This is a genomic window from Streptomyces sp. SS1-1, from assembly GCF_008973465.1.
Taxonomy (GTDB): domain Bacteria; phylum Actinomycetota; class Actinomycetes; order Streptomycetales; family Streptomycetaceae; genus Streptomyces.
On sequence record NZ_WBXN01000001.1, the window covers coordinates 174891 to 199786 of the forward strand.

The following is a 24896-nucleotide window of genomic DNA, read 5'->3' on the forward strand; positions in this document are numbered from 1 at the left end:
GGGGTGGTGCGGTGGGTGGTGCGGTGGGTGGTGCGGGTCAGACCGTGCGGGCGAGGAGTTCGGCGCCGCTGACGGCGTCGGTCAGGAAGGTTCCGGCGAGCCGGCCTTCGTAGACGGCCTCCAGCGCGGTGCGCGGGGCGTTGGCGTCGCCGACGACGTGGACGCGCGGGGCGCCTTCACGGGCGTCGAGTTCTCGGTAGATGCCGTCGTCGGCCACCGGCAGCGCGACATCCACGACGGCGGTGACGCCGGTGAGTTCCTCGGTGTGTCCGCTCAGGGTGTCACGCAGGACGAGGGTGGTCCCTTCGGCTCCGTCCACCTCGCGCATGACGTGGGCGCGGATCCCGAGTTCTCCCAAGCGCTTGGTCAGCGCCAACTTGGAGTAGGTGGTGATCTTCGCGGCGAACGAGGCCGTCGGCGACAGGATGTGCACCTGGGCACCTTCGCGAGCGAGTGCCTCGGCGAGCGAGGCCGCGGTCCAGGTGCCCTGGTCGTCGCGGACGAGGACCGTTCCGCGCAACGGCTCGGAGCCGCCCGCGGTGAGGGCCTCGACGGTTTCCTCCACATCGAACACCGGGGGTCCGCCGGGGAGTTCGCGCTTGGTGGGGCGGGCCCCGGTGGCGACGACGACGTCGTCGAAACCGTCGAGCCGGCCACCGGGCAGCACGTCGGCCGAGGTCACCTTCTCCCCGAGCCGTAGGGTGACGTCGCTGTCGGCGAGTTCGCGGGTCAGGTCGGCGATCATCAGGCCGAGCCGTTCCCGGCCGGGCACGGACGCCGCGGTGGTGACCTGTCCGCCGAGTTCCCGGCCGGCCTCGGCGAGGGTGACCTCGTGGCCGGCACGGCAGGACGCCAGCGCGGCCTCCATGCCGGACGGGCCGCCGCCGACGACGAGCACGCGCCGGGTGGGAGCGGTGCCGGTGGAGCGCACCCGCGCCCACTCACGTTCGGCTCCGACCTCCGGGTTGACCACGCAGGAGATCGGCAGGTTGGCCTCCAACCGGCCGACGCAGCCCTGGTTGCAGGCGAGGCAGGAACGGACCTCGTGGGCGCGTCCTTCCTCGGCGCGGCGCACCAGGTAGGGGTCCGCGATGTGCGGGCGAGCGAGTCCGACCAGGTCGGCCTCGCCGGCCGTGACCAGTTCCGCGGCCTCGGGCAGGCTGTCCAGACGGCAGACGGCGAGCACGGGGAGACCCGGGATCTCCTTCTTGAACAGGGCCGCGTGGTGGCGGAACTGCGCGTGCCCGAAGCTCATGTCGGCCATCTGCGTGCCGAGCGAGTAGCTGCCGTGGTAGGCGGCGTGGCTGGCGTGGACGTACAGCAGCGGGAACTCCTGGCGCAACAGGTCGACGATCTCGACCATGTCGGGGGGCGTGAGCCCGCCGGGCAGGAACTCGTCGGTGCTGACCCGGATCCCCATGGGGAGGTCCGGCGCCTGCTCCTGCACCGCGGCCAGTACCTCGCGGGTGAAGCGGAGGCGCCCGTCGAGGCTGCCGCCGTAGGCGTCGGTGCGGGTGTTGCTGAAGGGCGAGAGGAACTGCTCGATGAGGTGGCCGTGGCCGAGGTGGATCTCGACACCGTCGTAACCGGCCTGCTGCATGCGCCTTGCGGCGGCGCCGAATGCCTGCACGACGATGGCGATGTCGGTGGGTCCCATCGCGTGCGGGATGTGCGTGCCGGCAGCCCACGGCGTGGTGCCGGGCGACCAGGCGGCGGTGCGGGTGGCGTCGCCGTTGGCCTGCCGGCCGGTGTGCAGGAGCTGGGCGAACAGCTTCGTGCCGTGCGCCTGGACCGCTTCGGCGACAGCCGCGTAGGCGGGGATCGAGTCGTCGTCGAAACTGCCGAGGCTGATGTGCCGTCCCGCGCTCGTGGGGTGGACGCGGATGCCTTCGGTGATGATCAGGCCGACTCCCCCCTTGGCCCGCTCGCCGTGGTAGGCGACGTGACGGTCCGTCGGGTTGTTGGCGTGACCGAAATTCGTTGTGTGCCCGGGCACGAACACCCGGTTCCTCAGGTGGACAGAGCCAAGACTGAACGGAGAGAGTAGGGACGTTACGTCCGCTCTTGTCACTTGCGATCCCCCAATCCGAGGGCCTAAGCGCTTCCAGCGTTCCGATGATCGGTACACCGTTCGATTGATCGGAACAGTAAGGAATTCTTGATCGGGACGTCAATACATTACTAGCGAGTAGCTTTCATTAGTAACATTCGGACGATCCCACCACTTCGGCCAGCAGATTCAGCCAGCCCCGCGACAGGACCCACCGAACCCTTCACTCCTGGCAGACACTTAGAACTCCTAACGAAATGATCTTCGAGCTGGTTGGATCACTCCGGGACTGATGATCCGGGGGTGCGAGGTGGCGCGGCCGAAGCCGTGGGAAGACGATGACGAGCTGTGGGCGATGGTCGAGCCGCTGTTGCCCAAGGTCGAGCGGCGGACCCGCCACCCAGGACGCAAGCGGCATCCGGACCGGCTGGTGTTCCAGGGCATCCTGTTCGTCCTGCACACCGGGATCTCCTGGGAACACCTTCCGCAGGAGCTCGGCTTCGGGTCGGGCATGACCTGCTGGCGCCGCCTGGCGGAGTGGACCGAGGCCGGCGTGTGGCCCCGGTTGCACGAGGTCCTCCTCGCCGAACTCCGCAGCGCGAACGGCGTCGAGCACGTCTTCGCCGGCATGAGGACCTGGAAGATCCTCCGCGACTGCCGCCTCAAGCGGGCCCGGACCTGCTTGTGGGACTTGTTGTGGTCCCCCTTCCAGTCCGGTAGTTCGGCCTGGCCGCGCCGCCGGCGGTGCGGGACGACGAGTCCGGTGCCCGGATAGCCGCCGTCGGCGATCGTGACGGTGTTGCCAACGGCTGCCCTGGCGCCGGATTCCTCATCGAGATCATCCGTCCCAGGGCTCCGCGGATGGCCGAGCGGCTGGTCGACGACATCTTTGCCGCACTCGACGAGCAGACCGTCGTCGTCCCCGGCACCGGCACCCTCGACGTGATCGTTCCGTCCCTGGCGAAGTCGCTGGCTGCCGTCCATGAACAACGCCGGGCCCCTGGAGGCCCGGATCGAGGACCTTCTGGAGGCCCACCCTCTTTCCCAGGTCCTGACCTCGACGCCCGGCATCGGCGTCAGGACCGCCGCAGTCCTCCTGGCCACCGTCGGCGACGGCAGCTCGTTCCCGAGTGCAGGCGACCTGGCCTCCTACGCCGGCCCTGCCCCGGCAACCCGCCAGTCCGGCACGTCGATCCACGGCGAACACGCCCCCGAGGCGGCAACCGGCAGCTGAAACGAGCGATGTTCCTCTCCGCGTTCGCAGCCCTGCACGACCCCGCCTCCCGGACCTACTACGACCGCTGCCGAGCCCGAGGCAAAACCCACACCCAAGCCCTCCTCCGCCTCGCCCGCCACCGCACCAGCGTCCTGTTCGCCATGCTCCGCGACGGAACCTTCTACGAACCGAGAAGCCCCCGACTCGCTTGACGAAGGACATAGAGGCACCCCCCGCGAGGTCAGGTGGCTGGGATGCCGGCATACGCGCTTGCGTGCTCAGCCGCGTACGGGCGAACGCCTCCGGCCATGTGCCGCGCACCGACGGCGGCGTCACCGCAGCGTGATCTCCTCGCCGATCGACCACTCGCGGGCCGACGCGACGACCAGGGCCGCGGCCGCGGCGTCCTGCACGGCCACGCCTACCGACTTGTAGAGGATGATCTGGTCCGGCGCGGTGCGCCCCGGCTTGTCGCCGACGACGAGTTCGCCCAGCTCGGCGTGCACGTGCTCGGCCATGTCCCCTCCACGGTTCGATGATCAACCGAATTGCAGCGCCGGGGAGGGAGGGACGTGCTCAAGGTGTGGGCGCACCCCTCACACCGCCCGTCGGTATCCGTCGAGCACAGCTGCACACCAGCCAGAACCCCCAGCGGCAGACCGTCCCCGGACCGGCGAGGACCTGCCGGACCGCCAGGGGCAAGTGCTGGGACCGCGCCGAGGCCCTGCGCGCCGGCTTCCCCCTGCGCGGCGGCGACACCCGGCACGCGTCCTCGATACCCTCGACGCCTGGGCCGAAGCCCGCGGTCCCCTCAAACTCGCCCGGTCGCTCAGGGTGCGGTCGTGACCTCGAAGTCCCACGGCCGGGGCCCGGTACCGTCGTGCCAGGCACTCAGTTCGTCGCCATTCACGCACAGGATTCCGCACCGTTCGGCGTATTCCAGGGCGGGGGCGGTGAAGTCGCTCGTCGTGACGACCACGGCGATGTCGGCCTCGTGGACGGTGAAGCAGGTACCCCCGAACCGCTGGAGATCCTGGGAGCCTACCTTGTTGGTCTCGCAGTAGCGCTTGCACTGGACGATCAGGCGCCGCCCGTCCGGCGTGACGGCCGTGACGTCAGCGCCCAAGTCCCCAGCTCCTCCGACCACTTCGACATCCGAGCAACCATCACGCAGGCACAGGTCGGCCACGGTCTGCTCGAAGGCGTCGGGGTCGAGTTCGAAGCAGTCCACCGGCAGGTCGAGAACGGCGGTGGCCTCCTCCCCCGCTGCCGCCGCCGGACTGGGCGCCGGCGACACCTCCTCCGGGCGCAGAGGGTCGGCGCCGTACCCGAAGGCCGGTTCCGCCGCGCCTGCCGGGCACTCGACGGCCGGTAGCGCCACGGCCGCCGCCGTGCCGCGCACGCCTTCCGCCGCTGTAGGGCGTATGTCGCGGAGGTTGTCGGACGCGGTCTCGGCCGCGGCCTCCAGTGCCTCGGCCGCGCGGCGCGCGCATCTCGCGGCGGACAGCCTGCGCCACCGGGACCGCGAGGCGAGCACCGACGCGACCATCAGCACGGCGAGCAGTCCGGCCCCTTCCGGACGGCGTTCCACCATCCCCCACGCGATACGGCCCACCGATCCCACGAGACACAGGACGAGCGCCAGCAGGACGAAGAACACCGTGGTGGTACGCAGGTCGAACCGCCGGTCACCGTGCAGGCGCCGGCCGCGTGGTGCGGGTACGGTCATGCCGGACTTCCCCTCCCGAGAACAAAGATCGTCATCTCCTCGTTCCCAAGATCACCGACTTCACCGGTGGAGACAGCGAGCCGAGTTGGGGACGGCCGGCCAAGCGGCGTCGGCCCTCAGGATGCGGCCGCGCCGGTTCCGGCGTCTGCGCCACCCCCTGCCGGAAACAGCCAGACCTGCCCGTCGACGCCATCCGCACCACCCCGCTCTCGCGTGTGAGCTGGTACGTGGAAGGTAACGGTCGTGGCCGCATCGGCCGTCAAGACGATCGAGTACACCACCATGGAGCGCTGACCGTAGCCACGCCCCGCTGTCCCTCTCGGCGAGTCTGCAACGAGGCTCCCCTTCGTCCAGATCTCCGGTCCGCCGGGTCGGTGCTGCGCGACGGGTGGTTCGGGACAGGCGACGTGGGCCGGCTGGACAAACCCCGGGTGCTGGAGGAGCGCCTGCTGAGACATCCCCCCTGATCTCCCAGTGCCTCGTCGTCGGCGACAACCGTCCCTTCATCGCGGCGCTGATCACCCTGGATCCCGAGGCATCCCAGCACTGTGCCGGCTCCGCGCACAGCAGCACGCCCGGCCCCGGGAGACGACGATCAACGAGGAACTGCGTAGGAGAGAACCAGGGAGTCTGAACGGCGCATGTTTTCGCCCAGCAATGCATACTCCGGCCATGTCGGCCGCTTACGCCTGCACGATCGCGGGCGCGGCGCAGCTTCAGCGACGGTGTCATGAGGCAGTTGGCCGTGCTGAACTCGTGCGGGATGACCCGGAACGGGCGGATTGTCTCGGCCTGGGAGGCCCGTCTCATTTGGCAGTGCCCCGACGGCGGCTTCCTGGTCATCACCGGGCGCAAGAAAGGGCATCCTCATCACCAGCCCAACTGAGCCATTGAGGACTTGTCCGCCTGGATGACCGATGCCGTGCCCGACGCCGACCAGGCGCGGCGCGAAGAGGCGGATAACCTCGCCGTACGGCTCACGCTCAGCCACATGCTCCTGCCGGTGCCCGGGCAGGGCGACGTCTCCGAACGGGTCACGCGCGCGGTGTGCGCCGTTCTGAACGATTGACGTGCCCCACCGTTCGGCGGTCTTCGCCGACGCCCCCGTGAGCGCCTCCGCCCGCGCACCGAAGACGCCCTCGGACCGCGGTGGTCCTCCCCTGGCCTACGGGTGGGCTCCTCGCGAAAGGAAGGCCGGACGCTGCGTCAACTTCGGCCAGGGCTCGACTGTTTGAGACATTGAAAGATCAATAGTGTGACCCTCGAGCACAAGCATCTACCTCAAGGAGTCCCGTGTCCGCTGCCGCGCAGCCCCTCGACATCCTCTCCCCCGCGTTCGCGGCGGATCCCTACCCCATGTACGCGGTGATGCGGGAGAAAGAGCCTCTGATCTGGCACGAGGCCACCCAGAGCTACATCCTCTCCCGCTACGACGACGTCGAGCGCGTCTTCAAGGACAAGAAGTCCGAGTTCACCACGGACAACTACAACTGGCAGCTCGAGCCGGTGCACGGCAAGACGATCCTGCAGATGAGCGGGCGGGAGCACGCGGTGCGCCGGGCCCTGGTCGCTCCCGCCTTCCGGGGCAGCGACCTCCAGGAGAAGTTCCTGCCGGTCATCGAACGCAACTCCCGCGAACTCATAGACGCCTTCCGCGACTCCGGGTCCGCCGACATCGTCAGCGACTACGCAACTCGATTTCCGGTCAACGTCATCGCCGACATGCTCGGTCTGGACAAGGCCGACCACGCCCGCTTCCACGGGTGGTACACGGCCGTCATCGCCTTCCTCGGCAACCTCTCGGGCGACCCGGAGGTGACGGCCGCGGGGGAACGGACCCGGGTGGAGTTCGCCGAGTACATGATCCCGATCATCCAGGAGCGGCGCGAGAAGCCGGGCGACGACCTGCTGTCGGCGCTGTGCGCCGCCGAGGTGGACGGTGTCCGGATGAGCGACGAGGACATCAAGGCGTTCTGCAGTCTGCTGCTCGCCGCCGGCGGTGAGACCACGGACAAGGCGATCGCCAGCATCCTGGCCAACCTGCTGATGCATCCCGAACAGCTGGCAGCGGTCAGGGAGGACCGGAGCCTGATTCCGGCGGCGTTCGCCGAGACGCTGCGCTACACCCCGCCGGTCCACATGATCATGCGCCAGTCGGCCGTGGACGTCGAGGTCAGCGGCGGGACCATCCCGGCCGGGGCCACGGTGACCTGTCTGATCGGTGCCGCCAACCGGGACGAGCGGCGCTACCGCGAGCCCGACCGCTTCGACATCTTCCGTGACGACCTCAGCACGACATCGGCGTTCTCCGCCGCTGCCGACCATCTCGCCTTCGCGCTCGGTCGGCACTTCTGCGTCGGCGCCCTGCTGGCCAAGGCCGAGGTGGAGACCGGCGTCAACCAGCTGCTGGACGCCATGCCAGATGTTCGGCTCGCCGACGGCTTCGACCCGGTGGAGCAGGGCGTGTTCACCCGCGGCCCGCAGTCGCTGCCGGTGCGCTTCACGCCGGTCACCACCTGACCCGCGTAAGGAGCGCGCCTCACTCCCTGAGGGCAGCGGCGCACGCCGCCAGGGCCGCCGTACACCGTGAATGGCCGGTGCCCGCGATCTCGCAGGCACGGGACCGGACGGCTGAGCGGCGGCCCGCTCAGTGTGCTGCCGGGGTGAACTCCACGGGCAGGGACTGCAGTCCCCGCATCCAGATGGACGGGCGCCAGGCCAGCTCCTCCGGTTCGACGCCCAGCACCAGGTCGGGCAGATGCTCCATGAGCGTCTCGACGGCCGTCCGCGCCATCACGTCCGCGAGGAGTGGGGCGGGGTAGGGACAGCGGTGTTCGCCGTTGCTGAAGGACAGGTGGGCGGAGTTCTCGGCGCCGACGTGGGAGTCCGGCCAGATCTGCGGGTCGGTGTTGGCCGCGGCGAGGCCCAGCACGAGGCAGTCGCCCTCGCGGATGAGCCGGCCCCCCAGCTGTGTGTCGCGCACGGCCCAGCGGCCGATGAAGTTCTGGGTGGGTGTGTCCAGCCACAGCACCTCGTTGAGGGCGTCGCCGACGCTGACCCGGCCGCCGGAGACGTTGACCGCGAAGCGCTCGTCGGTGAGCAGCAGACGCAGGGTGTTGCAGATCCAGTTGGCGGTGGGCTGCTGCGCGGCGGCGATGACGGAGATCAGGTCCTGGACGATCTCCTCATCGGTGAGCCCGGCCGGATGCAGCAGCATCCGCGAGGTGACGTCGGGGCCGGGCTGCTCCCGCTTCTCCTTCACGAGCTGCATGATGCGCGCACCGACACGTCCGTAGGCGGCCACGGGGTCTTCGCCCTCACCGGCGTCGAGTGAGATGCGAAGATCCTCGACGAGTTGCTCGGTGTCCGCGCTGCCCTGCGTCATACCGCACATCCACAGTACGGCGCGGGCCGGCAGCGCGTGGGCGTACGTGCTCATCAGCTCGGCGTGGCCCCTGCCGGAGAAGCCGGCGATGAGCTGCTCGGCGATCAGCTGGCATTCGCGGGCCAGTTCGAACTGGTCGACGCCCTCCAGTGCCTGGGTGATCACCCCGGCGCGGCGCTGGTGTTCGGCACCCTCGGTGAACAGGACGGAGGGCTGGTAGCCGACGAAGGGCATCAGGGGCCAGTCCGGCGGGATGTTCGGCCACTGGTTCCAGCGCCTGGAGTCCCGCGCGAACAGTTCGTCGTGGCTCGTGACGAAGGTGACCTCGGGATAGCCGAGCACGAGCCAGGCGGGGATGTCGTTGTCGAGCAGCACCGGCGCGACGGCGCCGTGTTCGCGCCGCAGGGCGCGGTACAGCTGGGCGGGCGTCTGCTGGTACTCCAGGCCGCCCAGGTGCACGGCCGAGGAGTGGGCCGGACAGCCGGGCGGAGGAGTGGCCCCGGGAGCGGGGCCGTCGGTGTCGCTCATGCTGTGCTCTCCTGCGAAAGTGCCAGCGCGTACAGATGGTTCACCAGGGTGATGAGGACCTCTTTGCAGGACGATCTGAGCCGGGCGTCGCAGTCGACCATCGGTACGTGCTCGCCCAGGGCGAGCGCCTGGCGGATCTCTTCGAGGGAGAAGCGGGCGTCGTCGCCGTCGAAGCGGTTGACGGCCACCACGAACGGCGTGCCGTGGTGCTCGAGCCGGTCTATCGCGTACCAGGAGTCCTCCATGCGGCGGGTGTCGACCAGCACCACGGCGCCCAGCGTGCCGGAGAACAGGCGGTCCCACAGGAACCAGAAGCGCTCCTGGCCGGGGGCGCCGAAGAGGTACAACACCATGCGCTGGCTGAGGCTGATGCGCCCGAAGTCGAAGGCCACGGTCGTGGTGTTCTTGTTCTCCACGCCTTTGGTCTCGTCGATGCCGTACCCGGCCTGCGTCATCACCTCCTCGGTGTTCAGGGGCCGGATCTCGCTGACGGAGCGCACCATGGTGGTCTTCCCGACACCAAAACCGCCTACGACGACGATCTTCAGGCCGGTCTCGGCGGCATCGGCCAGCGGCGTGCGCTGCGAAGGCAGCTCAGAGGTTACGGAGCCCATGGAGGACCTCCTGGAGCAGGGCGGTTTCGGGGAGGCCGGCGACGGATTCGGCGGCGCGGGGATGGCGGGCGCTGACCTTGCCCATGTCGTGCAGGTCGCCGAGCAGGATCCGCACCACGGTGACGGGCAGCGCCAGTTCGGCCGAGATCTCGACCACGGCCGTGGGATGCCGGCACATCTCCAGGATGCGGGCGTGCTCGGACTGCATCCCGGAGGCCGGCTCGCTCTCGCTGACGACCAGCGTCACCAGGTCGAAGAAGTCGTCGGCCTCGCTGCGCCCACCCGTGACCATGTAGAGCCGGTCGGGATCACCGACGTCCACGGGTTTGCGGATCACGTGGTGGCACCCCTGCTGGCGGGAGTACGGGGCTCGGCCCGCAGGTGGTCGCCGATCTGCTGGACCAGTTCGGTCATCTGGTGGCCCACCACGCCCGGGTCGGCGCTCTCGTCGGCGATGACCGCCAGGTGGGCGCCGTCACCGGCCTCCACGATGAACAGCAGGCCGCCGTGGAACTCGGTCATGGCGTGCCGCACGCCGCCGGTGCCGTCGCCGAACTCCACCGAGGCGCCTTGGGACAGCGCCTGGATTCCGGAACAGATGGCGGCCAGTTGGTCGGCCTGGTCGAGCGTCATGTGCTCCGTCCAGCACAGCTTCAGCCCGTCCCGGGACAGGACGAGGGCGTGGCGTGTGCCCGGCGTGCGCTCCATGAGGTTCGTCAGGAGCCAGCTCAGGCTGGTGTCAGTGGTCTCCATGGTGGGTGGGGCGGGGTGCGACCGTTCGCGGGTCACCCGGCCCGTACCTCCAATCCAACGAGGTGGGGCGATCAGTACGGGAGTGGTGGGCGAGGGCGCCCGGTGGGCTGGGGTGCGCGGCCTACTCGTCGCGCGGGGCCTCCTGCGGGTCATCGGCGCCGGCTTCCCCGGCGCCGTGCCGGCCGCGATGGAAGGCGCCGAAGCGGCTTCCCGCGTCGCGAGCCGGGCCCTGCTCCCCCGGCTGGGCGGGGGACGTTTCGGCTGTCGGCCGGGGGCGTCCCCGCTCTGCCTCGGCCATGGTGCGGCCCGGGGCACGCACGGGCAGGCCCCCCGCAGTGGCCGGTCCGCGCCCACGTGGGCCGGTGGCGGGGGTGTCCGTGTCGGCTGCGCGCGAGCGCACCGGCAGCGGCTTCTCCGTGGCCGGGGCCGGTCCGGGCGCGGGGACCGGCGCGGAGGCTGCGGCTTCCCGACTGCGGCGGGGACTCGCCGGGGCGACGGGCTCGCGCTGCTGGGCCATCAGTTGAGGCGGCAGGAGGACGACGACGCCGGTTCCGCCGCGCGAGGAGGGGCGGTAGTTGACGCTGATGCCGTACTTCGTGGCGACCCGTCCCACGACCGCCAGTCCCAGCCGGGTGCCCTGCAGCGAGGCCAGGTCGGTCACCCGGCCCGCGACAGCCTCCTCCGCGCGATGCATGGCGGCGTCGGACATCTTCAGGCCGCTGTCCTCGATCGTGACGACGAGTCCGGCGCTGCGTTCCTCCACGTAGACGTGGACCTCGTCGATGGGCGGCGAGAAGTTGGCAGCGTTGTCCATGAGTTCGGCCAGCAGGTGCATCACGCCCTCGGCGGCGAAGCCCGAGATGGCGGCCTTGCTGGAGTTGTGCAGGCGCACTCGCCGGTAGGCGGCGATCCGGCCGACCGCGCCGCGCAGTACGCTCTCGACCACGATCGGCTTGTTCCAGACGCGGCTGGAACGGCCGCCCATCAGAAGGGCCAGCCGGTCGGTCATCAGGCCCAGCTGCGACGTGCTGTGGTCCAGGCGCAGCAGGTCGCCGAAGACCTCCTCGCCGTGCCGCTCCTGCATGTCGCGCAGGTCGGCGAGCATGCTGACGGTCTTGGCCTGCACCCGGCTCAGAGCCTTGGCGGACGCCGCCTGGGCGGCGGCCGAACGGCGCTCGCTGTAGGCGAGTTCACGCACGAACCACTCGGCGGGGTCGCGCAGCAGCGGACTGCGCGGCCAGTCGAACTTGGCCAGGACGGTGTCCGCGGAGCTTCCCTCGCGCAGCAACGCGACGGCGGAGGGCAGCGTCTCGGCGGTCAGTCGCTCGAGTTCGGCGCTGCCCTGGGCCAGTTCGCCGCGCAGGGTGTCCAGTTCGGACTCGGCGTGGCCGGCTCTGCGGACCAGCGCGTCGAGCTCGGTGGCGAAGACATCCAGCACCTGGCGCAGGTGCGGATCGGACGGCGGCGTGACGCGAGCGAGGGCATCGGCGGTCCGGGTCCCGCCCTTCACCTGACGCACGAGGCCCGGCAGGGCGACGTTGACCAACTGCGAGGTGTCCGCGGCCTGCTGCATCGCGTGCTTGCGGGCCATCTCCAGCTCGTCGCTGCGGGATTCGGCTTCCCGGCGGGCCATGCGCAGCAGACGGGTGGCGACGGCGGCGAGAAGCGCCGAGCACACCCAGGCGACGACCGCGGTGCCGGTCACCCAGCCGCGGGCCTCGGCCGGGGCGACGACGATGACGGCCGCGGCGCTCACGGCAGTGACGAGGAGGGCGACAGGGAACACGGCCGGCGAGGAGCGCGCCCCTTTGGCACTCCGGCGCTGGCGGGGGCGGGCAGGCACTGACATTCCGGGGTCCCTCGGTCCTTGGCGGCAGGAGTCCTGGTGACGACTGGAGGTCGCCCTTGATCAGGGCGGCGGTGGGCGCTACTCGTGACCCTTCCGGGTCGGGAACGCCGCCATGCTAGCCACCGAGCCGTGCCTGAAAGCCCGGCCTGAGTGCCCTGCCGTCGCACCGGTTGAATTCGTCGGGAAACATCCATTGTCACGTGCGCGTGTGATATTTGACGTCGCCTCATCTCGACGGCCGTGAGGCGGACTTCAGGCAATGAGTCGGCGCCGAAGAGCGCGACCGAGACCGAGTCGGGGCCAGATACGGCGTGGCAAATGAACATTTTGAGCCAACTATCTGTCCCGGTTGACTCAAGGAAACCGCCGTGAATCAGCACAGTCTCGGCGAAGCGGCCCCGGAGACCGTACCAGCCCCAGGCGCCGGCTCACGGAGAGAGCGACGGGCCGGAGCGCCTCGGTGATCAGTGGATCGCCCTGCCGGAACCCGGTCGACTCGCCGGGCCCGCCGGAGGGCGTTTGCCGCACTACGCCTTGTTTCGGGCCAGGCACCGCCTCCGGGCGAACGACGCCGTGATCGACTCGGACGACGTCCCTTCTTCTTCACCCCTTCCTCGGCGGACGCCCGCCTCGCCGTCTCCGCCGTGGCAAGGACCCCCGATCGGCGCACCGTCGCCCGAACGGTTCGTCGCGGCCACCGTGTGGTCCTCCCCCTCGGGGCGAGACGACGGCATCGCACGGATCCGGGACGACCTGCTCCCAGCTCTCCTCGAGACGGGCCAGGTGCCGCTCGGTCCCCTGATCACCGAGCCCGCAGGCATCGAGCGAGAGCAGACGGAGGCACCTCGGATGCTCCGGCTGAGGCCCACGGGCCGCTCGCTCCTCTCCTGACGCCTTCGGGTAATCCGTAGCGGAACGCCGGGCTGATTGGTCCTGGATTCTTTTTCACCTGATCAGGTCTGGGACCAATCCGCGGGGCGAACGGAACCGGATTCCCGGCGTGAGGGACGACGAGAAGGATCAGCGGGTACGAACCCCTTGGCCCCGTATTGCGCTGGGTGCGCTCAGCGGCGTGCTGGCCGGCTTCGCCGCGCTGGCGGTGGCCGATCTGCTGGCAGGGCTGGCGCGGCCGCAGGCCGGCCCGATCGTCGCGGTGGGCAGCGCGTCCATCGACGCCACGCCGGCTGCGGTCAAGGACTGGGCGGTCCGTCGATTCGGCACGGACGACAAGTTCGTGCTGCAGGTCGGCATCCTCGCCGTCCTGACGGCGCTGGCGCTGACCTCGGGTGCGCTGGCGGTGCGTTTTCGTCGCGTCTCGGCCGCCGGGATCCTCCTCCTCGGAGGCGTCGGCGCGGCGGCCGCCGTCGGTCGTCCCGACTCCACCGGTCTCCCGGACGCACTCCCGTCCGTGGGGGGAGCTGCGGCCGGATCCCTGCTCCTTTACGCGCTGGCGGGCCGCCTGACCATGGTGGCGCGGTCGTCAGCGACCACACGACCGTCGGCGGTGACGGCAGCCGAGGCGAGTCCGCCGCCGTCCGCGGGCTGGGACCGGCGGGGGTTCGTCCTCGGGGCCGTTTCCGCGGCGGCGGTCTCCACTGCCGTGGGGGCGATCGGGCGGTCCCTGAACTCCTCGCGCGGCCGGGACGCCATCGCCTCGCGCGACGCGGTCGTGCTGCCGACTCCCGGATCACCGGCGCGATCCGCCGCGGGGAGAACCGGGCTGCGAGTCCGTGGCATCAGTCCCTTCGTCACCTCCAACTCGGCCTTCTACCGGGTGGACACCGCGCTGGTGGTGCCCCGAGTGGACACCGGCGACTGGCGGTTGCGTATCCACGGCAGGGGCGTACGCCGCCCGGCCCGCTTCTCCTTCGACGATCTGCTGGCCAGGGACCTCATCGAGCGGGACATCACCCTCACCTGCGTCTCCAACGAGGTCGGTGGCCCGTATGTGGGCAACGCGCGCTGGACCGGCGTACGACTGGCCGACCTCCTCGCCGAATGCGGGGTAGAGCCTCCGTCCCGGGGAGGGCCGGCGGACCAGTTGGTGTCCCGGTCGGTGGACGGCATGACGATCGGCACTCCGGTCGAGGACGTCATGGACGGCCGGGACGCCATGCTCGCCCTCGGCATGAACGGCGAGCCGCTGCCCTTCGCACACGGCTTCCCGGTCCGGATGGTCGTCCCCGGCCTGTACGGCTTCGTCTCGGCCTGCAAGTGGATCAAGGACATCGAGCTCACCACCTTCGACTCCTATGACCCCTACTGGGTCCGGCGCGGCTGGGCCCGCCGTGCCCCGGTCAAGACCGGGTCGCGGATCGACACCCCCAAGCCCTTCGCCCGGCCCGCGTCCGGCACCGTGATGATCGCCGGCGTCGCCTGGGCCCAGGGGCGTGGCATCGGCAGGGTCGAGGTCCGCGTCGACGACGGTCCCTGGCGGGAAGCCGACCTGGCCGCCCAGGACACGCGCGACACCTGGCGCCAGTGGTCCCTGCCCTGGAAGGCCACCAGAGGCGGCCACACACTCACCGTACGCGCCACCGACCGGACCGGCGCCGTGCAGACCACCGAGCGCACCCGGACGATCCCCGACGGCGCGAGCGGCCGGCACTCGGTCGTCGTGACCGTGGAGTGACCGCCCGCCCCGCGCAGGGCCCGCGAGCCCTCTTTCGAACCACTGTCCACACCACCACCAGCGCAGCCTTGTCATGCTGCACCGTCCAACAGGAGGACATGATGAACACCCGTATCCGCCGTGCCACCGGTCTTCTCGCCGCGGCCGCCGTGCTGCCCCTGGCTCTCGCCGCCTGCTCCGACGGCAGCAGCGACAAGGCCGACTCCTCCGACCGCGCGAAGGCTTCGGCCACGAGGAACAGCGACGCGTCGAGCGGCTCGACGGCGAGCACCATGGACCAGCCGTTCGGTCCGGCCTGTTCGGCGGTCCCGAAGAACGGGGCGGGCTCCTTCGACGGCATGGCCAAGGACCCCGTCGCCACGGCGGCCTCCCACAACCCCGCTCTGTCCACCCTCGTGACGGCGGTGAAGAAGGCCGGCCTGGTCGACACCCTCAACAACGCGCAGGGCATCACCGTGTTCGCGCCGACGAACGACGCCTTCGGGAAGATCCCTGAGGCCACCCTCGACAAGGTCCTCAACGACAAGGCGATGCTGACGAAGATCCTCACCTATCACGTCGTCGGTCAGAAGCTCACGCCGAAGGACATGGAGAACGGCTCCTTCGACACCCTGGAGAAGTCGAAGGTCATGACCTCCGGTTCGGGCGAGTCCTACACCGTCCAGGGATCCGCCAAGGTCGTCTGCGGGAACGTCACGACCGCCAATGCCACGGTCTACATCATCGACACCGTTCTCATGCCCAAGAGCTGACGCCACCGCGAGCCGCGCCGCCCGGCCTGCCCGGTGCCACTGACCGGGCAGGCCGGGCGGCGCGTCGTCCACCGGGGCATCCGCCGACGCCCGCCGGACGGGACCGGGCGGGTGCCCCACGCCACTTCCGCGCTCGCGGCCGACGCCCCCCGGGTCTCCGGCACCGGCCGTGTGCCCACTGCGCCGCACCGCGACAACGCGGACGGTTCGCGTGGGAAGCCCGCAGCGTCGCCGGGCTTCCCACGCGGCGCTCTCACGTCGGCAGAGCGAGCAGGGCGACCGGCACGGACGTCGGCTGCTTCGATCCACCGGCCGGCTCCACGGTGATCCCGACTTCCGAGGCCCCGTGGACCGCGCCCTGCATGAGGACCGTCTGGCTGCTGCGGTCGGGATCCATCAGGCCGGCCGAACGCATCTTCCCGCCGTCCGAGAACCACAGTTGGTACACCTTGCCTCGCGGAGGTGCGGGCATGTCCGAGCTGACGAACACGGCACGGTCCCGGCGGACCGAGACCACCAGCGTGCCCGCGCCGCCCCCCACCCGCGCCGAACGCGACGTGGCGTCGGGCGCGGCCAGCACTCCCGCCAGGTCGTCCGCGCGCCGCTCGGCCTGTGCGGCCTGGTGCTGAGCGTCCTCGGCGCGTTCGTGCTGCCACACGGCCGCCCCGCCGAAGGTGGCGGCAGCGGCCACACTGGCGGCGAGCGCCCACCAGGCCGGTCCCCGTCCTCGCCGGACGCCGCCGCCCGCGGGCTCCGGCGGCGCGGTCTCGGGCGAGACCTGTCGCACGCCGGTGATGCGTTGCAGGACCTGCTCCCGCATGGCGGGGCGCGTGCGCACCGTGGTGGTCCGGGCCAGGCGTCCGGTGGTGGCGGTGAACTCGGCGACCTCCTGCCGGCAGGCGTCGCACCCGTCCAGATGGCTCTCGAAGGCGGCGCGTTCCTCGTCGTGCAGCGCGTGCACGGCGTAGGCGCCGGTCAGCGTGTGCGGATCGGCGGTGGTCATGCGGTCACCCCCAGGCAGTCGCGCAGGCGGATGAGCCCGTCCCGCAGGCGGGTCTTCACCGTGCCGAGCGGCAGGGACAGCACTTCGGCGACCTCGCGATAGGTCAGGCCGCGGTAGTAGGCGAGCGTGACCGACTGGCGTTGCAACTCTGTCAGGGTGCGCAGACAGCGCCTCACCTGCTCTTGCTCCAGCCGGTTCTCGACCTGCTCGGTCACCTCGTCGTAGGCCGGCTGATGCGCGAGGAGCGCGGCCTTGGTGTCGCGAGCCGCCGCTGCCTCCACCGAGCGGACGCGGTCCACGGCCCGCCGGTGGGCGAGGGTGAGGATCCAGTTGATGGCCGTGCCCCGCTCGGGCCGGTAACGCGGGGCCGTGCGCCACACCTCCACCAGCACCTCCTGCGCCACCTCTTCCGACTGGGCCTGATCGCGCAGCACGGCTCGCGCGACACCGAGCACGGAGCCGGCCACGGCGTCGTAGACCGTGGCGAAGGCCTCCTGATCACCCAGCGCCACTTCGTGGACGAGCTGTTGCAGATCGGGCTGAACTGTCGGATTGCTGCCGATGTATACGGGTTCCTTCACCATGGCTCTCCCAGGGGGCGGTGAGGGCCGAACGGCCCCACGTAATCCGAGGCTGCTCGAGCCGGGGATTGGTCCCGTGGGTGCGAAGGCGGCGCGATCCGGGCGTCCTGCGCTCGCCGCGACCCCGTGGGCGGCCGGTGCGGATGCACACGGCTGACGCACCCGTTCGCGAGCAGGCCGAGGCTCACGAACGGGTGGCGCGCGGCCGGTTACGCCTTGGGGGGCTTCACGGCGATGTCGAGGTAGAAGGAGTCGATGCTGCGGACCGCCGCTTCGAACTCGTCGAGGTTGACGGGCTTGGTGACGTAGGCGTTGGCGTGGTGGCGATAGGCGCCGGTGACGTCGTCAGGGGCGGCCGAGGTGGTCAGGACCACGACGGGGATGGTGCGCAGTTCGGGGTCCTCCTTCACCACCGCGAGGAACTCGCGGCCGTTCATCCGCGGCATGTTGAGGTCGAGCACGATGAGATCGGGACGCTCGTTGCCCTGGTCGCGCAGGAATTCCAGGGCCGCGATGCCGTCGGAGACCTGGGTGATGTTGCGGGTTCCGCGTTCGGTGAGGGCGTCCTGGATGAGCAGGGCGTCGGCGGCGTCGTCCTCGACCAACAGCACGTCGTAGGGGCGGGTTGCGGCGGCGGCAGCCATGGTTCACGAGCTCCGGGGTAGGGGGGTGCGATGGGGTGTGTTGCTGGTGATCAGGCCCGGCCAGCGGCGCCGGGCTCCTTGCCGGCTCATGTTCACGGCCTGACCGATCTCCGGGTAGCCGGCGCCGTGCGCGGCTGCGGCGTGGGCTGCCTGGTCCTCCAGGTGCCGGACGCATTCCTTGACGCCGGCCAGGACCCGCAGGCGCGCCAGTGCGCCCTGGCGGGCCTCACCGGCGGTCCGGGCGAAGTCGGCCGAGAGGTCGCCGCTGTGCTGCGCCATGCAGCGGGTGAGTTCGTCGACCACCTTTGCCACCAGCGCGGTCGTCGCCCCGTCCGATGGGGCCGCGGTGGAAGAAGATCTGGGCATGACAGCAGCGTAGGGCTTTGATCTCCCCCGGGACAACGTCCGTTGTCATGTCACCGGTACAGTGTGCGTGTCGCGTGTAGATGTCGTGGCGCGAGTCGTTACTTGAGGGAGAGATTCGAACCGCGATGAGCAGAAGGTCGTCGCCCGCCGAGGGTGCCCTGTCCGCCTGGACCACCCGCCGCTGGCTGCGGGTCGGCGTCTCGGTCACCCTGTCCGTGTTGACCGTTCTGGGGGCACTGGGCGTTTGGGCGATGTGGCGCACATCACAACTGACCGACGAGGTGGTCGATCGCCGCACCCCTGCCCTGATCGCCTCGATCAGGCTGGAGGAAGCACTGGTCAACCAGGAGACCGGTATCCGCGGCTACGGACTGTCCGGCAGCAAGGACTTCCTGGCACCCTACCGACAAGGCGTGGCGGACGAGCGCTCCGCCCTCGCGGAGCTCAAACCCCTGCTGGCAGGCGACGACGGGGGCCTCAAGGATCTGGCCGAGGTGCAGGCGCTGGCCGGTACCTGGCATGAGCGCATAGCCCGCCCCGTGTCGACAGCGGCTCCGAACGACGTGGTCGAGGCGGCCGAGAAGCGCACGGCGGAGGGCAAGGCCACCTTCGACCGGCTGCGCACCGCCATGACGCGCCAGCAGGCCCACCTCCAGGACCGGCGCACCGAGGTCAGCCGCGAGCTGCGCACGGCCATGACCGTACGGAACTGGATGTTCACCGGCATCGCCGTCGTCATCGTCCTGGTCACCGTGCTCATCTTCGAGGGCCTGCGCCGCGGCATCACCGCTCCGCTCGCCCGGCTCGGTGCGTCGGCCCGTGACGTCGCACAAGGACGCTTCGACCGCTCCCTGGACGGCGCGGGCCCGGCCGACCTGCGCCGGCTGTCGGCCGACGTGGAGCTGATGCGTCGGCGCCTGGTCGCGGAACTCACATCCAGCGAGGAGTCCCGCAGGCTGCTGGACGAACAGGCGGCGGACCTCAAGCGATCGAACACCGAGCTGGAGCAGTTCGCCTACGTAGCCTCCCACGACCTGCAGGAACCCCTGCGCAAGGTGTCCAGCTTCACCCAGCTCCTGAAGCGGCGCTACGGGGGCCAGCTGGACGAACGAGCCGACCAGTACATCGACTTCGCCGTCGACGGCGCCAACCGCATGCAGGTCCTCATCAACGATCTGCTGGCGTTCTCCCGTGTCGGCCGTGTGCACAACGACCGCCGCACCGTGGACCTGCAGAGCGTGCTAGACAACGCCCTGGGCAACCTCAGCGTGGCCATCGAGGAGAGCGACGCCGAGATCACCAGCGACCCGCTGCCCACCATCGCCGGGGACACCACCCAGCTCACCATGCTCTGGCAGAACCTGCTCTCGAACGCCATCAAGTTCCGTAGTCCCGAACGGACACCGCGCATCCACATCAGCGCCGCCGTCGTCGACGGCGTATGGGAGTTCGCCGTCAGTGACAACGGCATCGGAATCGCGCCGGAGTTCCAGCAGAAGGTCTTCATCCTCTTCCAGCGGCTGCACACCAAGGACGCCTATCCCGGCACCGGCATCGGCCTGGCCATGTGCAAGAAGATCGTGGAGTTCCACGACGGGACGATCACCATCGACCCGGACCACCAGCCGGGGACACGGGTCGTCTTCACCCTGCCCGTCCCCACGAACGCTCCGACCGTGCCGGAGCGGGAGACACAGCCGTGAGCGACCACAGCGCGGGCGGTACCGAGCAGTACACCATCCTGCTCGTGGAGGACGACGACGGGGACGCCCTTCTCGTCGAGGAGCTCCTCTACGACACCGATCTGCCACACAGCCTGATCCGCTGCCGTTCGGCCGCCGAAGCCCGGGTGACGCTCGCCGGCACGCCGGTCGACTGCGTCCTGCTGGACCTGCACCTGCCCGACGCCTCCGGCGTGGAGACCGTCCAGGCGCTCCAGCCGGAGACCCACACCGCCGCCATCATCGTGCTGACCGGCCTGGCCGAGCCCCGGGCCGGGGTCGAGGCCCTCGCCGCGGGCGCCCAGGACTACCTCGTCAAGGGCAAGGTCGCGCCGGACCTGATGCAGCGCGCGGTGCGCTACGCCGTCCAGCGAAAGCATGTCGAGCGGGCCAGCGCCGCCCTCCAGATCGGGCAGCTCCGCGCCGAGGAGAACGCGCGTCTGGAGCGCGGACTGCTGCCCGAGCCCCTGCTCACCTCCGCCACCGTCAGCACCGCCAGCCGCTACTACCCGGGCGGGCACAGGCCCTGCTCGGAGGCGACTTCCTGGACGTCGTCCAGACCGACGACGGCCAGGTCCACGCCATCATCGGCGACGTCAGCGGCCACGGCCCGGACGCCGCGGCCCTCGGAGTGTGCCTGCGCATCGCCTGGCGCGCGCTGACCCTGGGCGGCCATCGCGACCAGCATCTGCTTCATCTGCTGGAACGCATACATGTCGCCGAGCGCACCGGCCAGGACCTGTTCGCCACCTGCACCCTCATCACCCTGGACCCCACCGCCGCCACGTGCACCCTGCACCTGGCCGGCCACCATGAACCGCTGCTGCTGACCAGCGCCGGCGCCCGTGAGGTGACCGCCGCCCACGGAGTCGCCCTCGGTGTCGCACCCGGCCTGGGCAAGTGGCCGTCGACGACCTTCCCCCTCCCTCCGCGCGGAGCTCTGCTCGCCTACACGGACGGCCTCATCGAAGGCTTCGCCGGCATCACCGGCACCCGGCTCGGAGTCGACGGCCTGCTCGGCATCCTCGACACGCTCCACGCCGCGGACCCCGGCGCCCACCTCGACGCGCTCATCGTCGAGACCCGCGCCCTCAACGCCAACCGGCACACGGACGATCTCGCCATCCTCCGCCTGGACTGGGATCTCGCATAAGGCCGGCCCACGGGCCGCTCCCCCGTCGGCGGCACCACCCGGTGCCGGGGAGCGAGGACGGCGGTCCTCGGCTAGTCGGCCGCCACGTCCGCCTCAGCGGCGCCGTCGGTTCCGGGGCGTCGGTAGGCGCCGTGCCACCAGATCCGGGCGAGTTCGCGGGCGAAGGCGCCGTCACCGCTGCCATCGTCGACGCTGATGTGGTGGGCGATCGCCTGCGCGCCTCCCCAGACGATGATGCGGCTGGCGGAGGCCGCGTCGAGGTCGGGCGGGGCGAGCCCGGCCGCCTGGTCAGCGAGCAGGGACCGCAGGGCGTTCACCTCGAAGCCCTCGAGGTCGGCCGTGTAGAAGTCGTGCACCGTCGGGTCGTAGGCGGCGGCCTCGCGCACCGCCGTGATCAGGCTCTGATGGAGGCGGTGCGTCTTGATCACGTCTTCGAAGAAGTGCGCGAGCGCCTCCGGCCCGGCGGCGGGATTCCACTGTTGTGCGTGCGTGAGCAGTGACTCCCGCAGGTCGTCGGTGAGCCTGACCAGTACGTCGGACTTGCTCTGGAAGTGCGCGTAGAACGTGGCCCGGGAGACGCCCGCCTCCTCCAGGATCCGCTGGACGCTGATCTCGGAGAAGGCTTCGCCGGACTCCAGGAGCCGCTGCAGGGTGGACATGACCTGGGCCACCGTCGCGGCCGAGCGTGCCGCGTGGTGGTCGGCCTGGCGTCGTGTGACGGGTCTCATCAAGATCTCTCTCGTACGTCCTCGGGCGTGTGCGCTCCGCGGGGTGCGGCGGAGTGCGGGTTCAGCGCACCACGGGCAGAGCGTATCCCACAGCCGGTCGGCTGCGTCGGCGTCCACCGACCACTTCGCCACACCGGCCATCACGTCGGGCCCGCCGTCGACGACCTCGGATTCCTGGTTGTCCTCGAAGTACCGGCCGGTCACGCCGTCGAGGAGGGGGGACGCGGCCAGCAGGGTGCTCGTGGCGGCGCCCTGCGCCGGGGTCTTGTAGTAGTCCGGGGTGACGAGGTTGCCGTCCTCGTCCAGCGCGCCGAGCGCTCGCAGGGTGGCCTCGTCGAGGTGACGGGCGAGGTTGGTGTGGATCCAGCCGGGAGCGCAGGCGTTGGCGGTGATGCCGTCCCCGGCCCACCGCCGGCTGATCCCGACGGCCAGCAGCACGTCGGCGGTCTTCGACTGCGCGTAGGCGACGAACGGGTCGTAGGGACGCTCCTCGAACTGCGGGTCGTCGAAGTCGAACCCGGCTCGCAGCTGTGCGCCGGAGCTGACCACGACGACGCGGGCGTTCTCCGCGCTCCTCAGGGCGGAGTGCAGGCCGACGGCCAGGGCGAAGTGACCGAGGTAGTTCGTGGCGAGTTGCAACTCCCAGCCCTGGGCGCTGACCTGGCGGGTCGGGAGCATCATCACGCCGGCGTTCGCGACGAGGCCGTCGAGCGGCCCTTCCCAGGATTCGCAGAAGGCACGGACGGAATCCAGGTCCCCGAGCTCGAGCGCGGCCGCCCGGGTGCCGGGGAACTCGTCGACGAGAGACCTGGCCGCGTCGGGGTTCCGGGTGGCGATCGTCACCTCGGCGCCGGCCCCGGCGAGCGCGCGGACCGTCTCGAGGCCGAGCCCGGAGGACCCACCGGTGACGATCATCCGTCGCCCGCGCAGGTCGACTCCGTCGAGCACCTCGGCCGCGGTCGCGCGCATCCCGAAGGGAGTGGTTATGGGCGTCATAGCTGTGTCCTGCCTAGTGGGGGCCGTCGTCACGGTGCCGGGGGGCGGGTCTGCACTCGACGGTCCGACGTCATCTTCCCTATCAACCATACAGCGTGTTCAGACAGTCTGTATTCCTCGCTGCCGCCTCGAGCGAGCTGCCACGCACGGTCACCCACCTCACGTGGGACTTCGAGCACTTCGGCTCCATATACGCCGCCGGTCTCCACCTGCTCGACCAGCAGCGCCAGGCCTGCCGCATCGCCCGTCACGCCCTCACCGTCACCGGTTGGGCCCGCAGCCCCTTCACATGCTCCGACTGGCCGACGAACTCTTCCCCGCCATGCATTGGCGTGACTGCCGAGTACCGGAAGAAGATCGAGCAGATCCGCGCGCCGACAGCGACCTGGATCACGCAGACCGCGTAGAGATGACCACACGGAAGCAAGCGGTGCTGCACAGGTGCCGCCGGCCGACGCAGCGCCTGGCACCGCACTTGCCGGCCAAGCACAGGACCCGTTTGCGAAAGTGTGAAATGGGGCAATCCTGCGCGGTGGTCGCCTCCCTTCCGTAGGCGGCTCGGCGCAGGTGGACCCGACTGCACATCACAAGATCCAGAGGCACGCGCGTTGAGTGACCAGGACCAGCCCGGGCAGACCGGCCAGCCGAGGGTTCCTGACCTGCGGCTGCAGCTGGATTCGGAGCTGGACGAGATCGGTGCGCAGTTGCGGGCTCTGGCCGATGCCAAGGACCGGCTGCAGGGCCTGCTGGGCGCCGTACTGGCGATCAGCGGGGAACTGGATCTCTCGGCCGTGTTGCAGCGCATCGTCACCACGGCCATGGATCTGGTCGGCGCCCGCTACGGCGCCCTGGGTGTCCTGCACGAGTCCGGCGAGTACCTCAAGGCCTTCATCACGGCGGGGCTGAGTGAGAAGGAACGCGCCGATCTGGGCGGGGTGGCGTTCCCCCATGGTCGTGGTGTGCTCGGCCATCTGATCCACAATCCCGAACCACTCCGTGTCGACGACATCCCCTCCCATCCCTCCTCCGCCGGCTTCCCGCCCGGTCATCCGCCCATGCGCACGCTGCTGGGGGTGGCGATCAGTGTCCGCGGCGAAATCTACGGCGACCTCTACCTGTCCGAACGTCTCGACGGCCGCCCTTTCGGCCCTGATGACGAGGACGTGGTGGTCGCCCTCGCCGGCGCCGCCGGTATCGCGATCGAGAACGCCCGCCTGTTCGGGCAGGTCCGTGACAGCGCGGAGGCCTTCCAGCGTCTGCTGCTGCCCACGCTGCCCGATCTGAGCCCCTTCACCGCCGCCACCGTCTACCGGCCGGCCGCCGAGCCCAACCGGCTCGGCGGGGACTGGTACGACGCCATGGTGCTGCCCGACGGCACGGTCGGCATCATGATCGGTGACGTCGGCGGCCATGACCTGTACGCGGCAGCCGCCATGGCGCAGACCCACAGCATGCTCCGGGCGCTGCTGTACGACCGCCTTACGCCGCCCAGCGCGATCCTCGCCCAGCTGGACCGCACCCTGCACGCCACCGCGGACGTGCCGGTCACCACCGCGTGCCTGGCCCGCGTCGAAGCCGGCACCGACGGATGGGTCCTGCGCTGGAGCACCGCCGGGCACTTCCCGCCCCTGCTGATCAGCCCTGACCTGAGCACGGAGTACCTGCACGCCGAGCCCGGCCTGCCGCTCGGGTGAGCACCGGCGAGCACCGCCCCGACCACACGCGCTCCCTGCCCGCGGGATCGATCCTCCTCTTCTTCACCGACGGACTCATCGAGCATCCCGCCCATTCCATCGACGTGGGCCTCACCGCGCTCGCCGACCTCGCCGCCACCCACGCCTCCCGGCCACTGCACGAACTCGTGCAGGTCCTGGCCGATCATCACCCGAGCGACGGCCAGGACGACATGGCCATCCTCGCCCTGCGCATTCCGGTCAGCACCACTCCCCCACAGCCGCCGGTGTGAGCAGGCAGGGCACGAAGGCCTCCCGGCACCTGACTGACGGGCAGTCACCTCGTCCCGGTCACTGGTGGTCAGCACCGCGTCGGCCCATCGGACGGCTCCCAGAATTCTCGGTGTTCGCGAGCGTCCCGTGCCCGGCCCCGGCTGGCGCGTGCGAATCGCGTGCGCCCAGGACGGTGAACAAGGCGGATGCCAGCGCCAGTGGCGCGTAACCGAGCGAGATCTGTGGCAGC

Annotated in this window: 19 protein-coding genes and 6 pseudogenes; 10 read left to right on the forward strand and 15 right to left on the reverse strand. The window is 70.4% G+C overall.

Annotated features, from left to right (window positions below):
• Positions 1-37: 37 nt before the first annotated feature.
• Complete coding sequence (locus F8R89_RS00845) at positions 38-2128, reverse strand: FAD-dependent oxidoreductase (RefSeq protein WP_318841253.1); 2091 nt, start codon at positions 2126-2128, stop codon at positions 38-40.
• A 214-nt stretch (positions 2129-2342) separates the two neighbouring features.
• Here F8R89_RS00845 and F8R89_RS00850 point away from each other — a divergent pair.
• A pseudogene (locus F8R89_RS00850) lies at positions 2343-2663 on the forward strand (transposase); the annotation flags it as partial.
• Positions 2664-2692: 29 nt separating this feature from the next.
• On the opposite strand, the pseudogene F8R89_RS00855 reads toward F8R89_RS00850, so the two are convergent.
• A pseudogene (locus F8R89_RS00855) lies at positions 2693-2881 on the reverse strand (IS5/IS1182 family transposase); the annotation flags it as partial.
• Here F8R89_RS00855 and F8R89_RS00860 point away from each other — a divergent pair.
• Positions 2879-3478: pseudogene (locus F8R89_RS00860) on the forward strand (transposase); the annotation flags it as partial. The pseudogenes F8R89_RS00855 and F8R89_RS00860 overlap by 3 nt on opposite strands.
• Before the next feature lie 120 nt (positions 3479-3598).
• On the opposite strand, the gene F8R89_RS00865 reads toward F8R89_RS00860, so the two are convergent.
• Together F8R89_RS00865 and F8R89_RS00870 are read right to left on the reverse strand one after the other, a co-directional pair.
• Positions 3599-3784, reverse strand: a complete 186-nt coding sequence (locus tag F8R89_RS00865; RefSeq protein ID WP_225994266.1) for a hypothetical protein — start codon at positions 3782-3784, stop codon at positions 3599-3601.
• A gap of 311 nt (positions 3785-4095) precedes the next feature.
• Entirely contained in the window at positions 4096-4995 is a 900-nt protein-coding gene (locus F8R89_RS00870) for a restriction endonuclease (RefSeq protein ID WP_151782121.1), read from the reverse strand.
• Between the two features lie 898 nt (positions 4996-5893).
• Between F8R89_RS00870 and F8R89_RS36065 the strand changes: the two genes are divergently transcribed.
• Together F8R89_RS36065 and F8R89_RS00875 are read left to right on the forward strand one after the other, a co-directional pair.
• Positions 5894-6064, forward strand: coding sequence for a hypothetical protein (locus F8R89_RS36065; RefSeq protein WP_264158872.1), 171 nt, complete (start codon positions 5894-5896; stop codon positions 6062-6064).
• 224 nt (positions 6065-6288) lie between these two features.
• Complete coding sequence (locus F8R89_RS00875; protein ID WP_151782122.1) at positions 6289-7515, forward strand: cytochrome P450; 1227 nt, start codon at positions 6289-6291, stop codon at positions 7513-7515.
• 127 nt (positions 7516-7642) lie between these two features.
• Here the strand turns inward: F8R89_RS00875 and F8R89_RS00880 are convergent, their stop codons facing one another.
• The 5 genes from F8R89_RS00880 to F8R89_RS00900 form a co-directional block, all read right to left on the reverse strand.
• Complete coding sequence (locus F8R89_RS00880) at positions 7643-8908, reverse strand: cytochrome P450 (protein WP_151782123.1); 1266 nt, start codon at positions 8906-8908, stop codon at positions 7643-7645.
• Positions 8905-9522 (reverse strand): GTP-binding protein, encoded by a 618-nt coding sequence (locus tag F8R89_RS00885; RefSeq protein ID WP_062668330.1) that lies wholly within the window; start codon positions 9520-9522, stop codon positions 8905-8907. The genes F8R89_RS00880 and F8R89_RS00885 overlap by 4 nt, the downstream gene beginning before the upstream one ends.
• Positions 9503-9859 (reverse strand): DUF742 domain-containing protein, encoded by a 357-nt coding sequence (locus tag F8R89_RS00890; protein ID WP_151782124.1) that lies wholly within the window; start codon positions 9857-9859, stop codon positions 9503-9505. Before F8R89_RS00890 ends, F8R89_RS00885 begins: the two co-directional genes overlap by 20 nt.
• Positions 9856-10275 carry a roadblock/LC7 domain-containing protein gene (locus F8R89_RS00895; protein WP_151782125.1) on the reverse strand — a complete coding sequence of 140 codons (420 nt, stop codon included), beginning with the start codon at positions 10273-10275 and terminating at the stop codon, positions 9856-9858. The genes F8R89_RS00890 and F8R89_RS00895 overlap by 4 nt, the downstream gene beginning before the upstream one ends.
• Before the next feature lie 121 nt (positions 10276-10396).
• Complete coding sequence (locus F8R89_RS00900) at positions 10397-12124, reverse strand: ATP-binding protein (protein ID WP_151782126.1); 1728 nt, start codon at positions 12122-12124, stop codon at positions 10397-10399.
• 1000 nt (positions 12125-13124) lie between these two features.
• Between F8R89_RS00900 and F8R89_RS00905 the strand changes: the two genes are divergently transcribed.
• On the forward strand, positions 13125-14756 hold the full coding sequence (locus F8R89_RS00905) for a sulfite oxidase (RefSeq protein WP_151782127.1): 1632 nt from the start codon (positions 13125-13127) through the stop codon (positions 14754-14756).
• A 101-nt stretch (positions 14757-14857) separates the two neighbouring features.
• Positions 14858-15508, forward strand: a complete 651-nt coding sequence (locus tag F8R89_RS00910; RefSeq protein WP_151782128.1) for a fasciclin domain-containing protein — start codon at positions 14858-14860, stop codon at positions 15506-15508.
• 253 nt (positions 15509-15761) lie between these two features.
• Here F8R89_RS00910 and F8R89_RS00915 read toward each other — a convergent pair whose 3' ends face one another.
• The 4 genes from F8R89_RS00915 to F8R89_RS00930 form a co-directional block, all read right to left on the reverse strand.
• Positions 15762-16511 (reverse strand): anti-sigma factor domain-containing protein, encoded by a 750-nt coding sequence (locus F8R89_RS00915; RefSeq protein ID WP_151782129.1) that lies wholly within the window; start codon positions 16509-16511, stop codon positions 15762-15764.
• Positions 16508-17092, reverse strand: a complete 585-nt coding sequence (locus tag F8R89_RS00920; RefSeq protein ID WP_086866565.1) for a sigma-70 family RNA polymerase sigma factor — start codon at positions 17090-17092, stop codon at positions 16508-16510. Before F8R89_RS00920 ends, F8R89_RS00915 begins: the two co-directional genes overlap by 4 nt.
• A gap of 209 nt (positions 17093-17301) precedes the next feature.
• Positions 17302-17736, reverse strand: a complete 435-nt coding sequence (locus F8R89_RS00925; RefSeq protein WP_151782130.1) for a response regulator — start codon at positions 17734-17736, stop codon at positions 17302-17304.
• A 3-nt stretch (positions 17737-17739) separates the two neighbouring features.
• A complete protein-coding gene (locus F8R89_RS00930) occupies positions 17740-18102 on the reverse strand; it encodes a hypothetical protein (RefSeq protein WP_225994267.1) in 363 nt (120 codons plus the stop codon).
• Between the two features lie 125 nt (positions 18103-18227).
• Between F8R89_RS00930 and F8R89_RS00935 the strand changes: the two genes are divergently transcribed.
• Both F8R89_RS00935 and F8R89_RS00940 read left to right on the forward strand, forming a co-directional pair.
• Complete coding sequence (locus F8R89_RS00935) at positions 18228-19805, forward strand: sensor histidine kinase (RefSeq protein WP_151782131.1); 1578 nt, start codon at positions 18228-18230, stop codon at positions 19803-19805.
• Positions 19802-20976 (forward strand): annotated as a pseudogene (locus tag F8R89_RS00940) (PP2C family protein-serine/threonine phosphatase). Before F8R89_RS00935 ends, F8R89_RS00940 begins: the two are co-directional and overlap by 4 nt.
• Before the next feature lie 71 nt (positions 20977-21047).
• On the opposite strand, the gene F8R89_RS00945 reads toward F8R89_RS00940, so the two are convergent.
• Positions 21048-21704: a TetR/AcrR family transcriptional regulator gene (locus F8R89_RS00945; protein WP_151782151.1), complete on the reverse strand. Its 657-nt coding sequence runs from the start codon at positions 21702-21704 to the stop codon at positions 21048-21050.
• 84 nt (positions 21705-21788) lie between these two features.
• Positions 21789-22700 (reverse strand): annotated as a pseudogene (locus F8R89_RS00950) (SDR family NAD(P)-dependent oxidoreductase); the annotation flags it as partial.
• Positions 22701-22795: 95 nt separating this feature from the next.
• On the opposite strand from F8R89_RS00950, the gene F8R89_RS00955 reads away from it, so the two are divergent.
• Complete coding sequence (locus F8R89_RS00955; RefSeq protein ID WP_151782132.1) at positions 22796-23107, forward strand: hypothetical protein; 312 nt, start codon at positions 22796-22798, stop codon at positions 23105-23107.
• A 252-nt stretch (positions 23108-23359) separates the two neighbouring features.
• Positions 23360-24666, forward strand: a pseudogene (locus F8R89_RS00960) (PP2C family protein-serine/threonine phosphatase).
• Positions 24667-24896: the final 230 nt, after the last annotated feature.